The organism is Paracraurococcus ruber, assembly GCF_004353985.1.
Taxonomy (GTDB): Bacteria; Pseudomonadota; Alphaproteobacteria; order Acetobacterales; family Acetobacteraceae; genus Paracraurococcus; species Paracraurococcus ruber.
The window spans coordinates 1-428 of sequence record NZ_SMOA01000711.1 but is presented as its reverse complement, the minus strand read 5'-3'; the positions used below and the strand labels follow the sequence as shown (position 1 = coordinate 428).

At 82.2% G+C, this 428-nt stretch carries 1 protein-coding gene; it reads left to right on the top strand.

Features of this window, described 5'->3' with window-relative positions:
- Positions 1-428: hypothetical protein (locus tag E2C05_RS33895; RefSeq protein ID WP_408901650.1), on the top strand; the 428-nt coding region annotated here is incomplete at both ends.

Here is a 428-nt window from a genome sequence, read left to right as displayed (position 1 = left end):
CAGGCGCTGGCCGCCCGCCTCGCCGCCCGCGGCCAGGCGCCGGAGGACCCGCCGGCCGCCCCGGCCGATGCCGACCCGGTGGCGCAGCGGATCTGGCAGGGCACGGGCGAGGAGGTGGCGGCGGTCCGGGCGGGCGCGACCTATGCCGCCTGGCGCGGCGGGCAGGCGCCGGTGGCCGACCCGGCGCCGGGCGCCGCGCCCGGGCTGCTGGCGGACCTCGCCCTGGCGCAGGCGCGGCAGGCCCTGGCGGAGGAACGGGCGGCCACCTATGCCGCCCGCCTGGCCGAGCATGCCGACCTGCTGCTGACCCAACGCAGCCATATGCGCTTCCTGACCTCCTCGCTGGCCCGGCTGACCGCGCCGGCCTCGGCGGCGGCGGCCAGCACGGCGCAGGCCGCGGCGACGCAGGCGGCGACGACCGCCGCGGC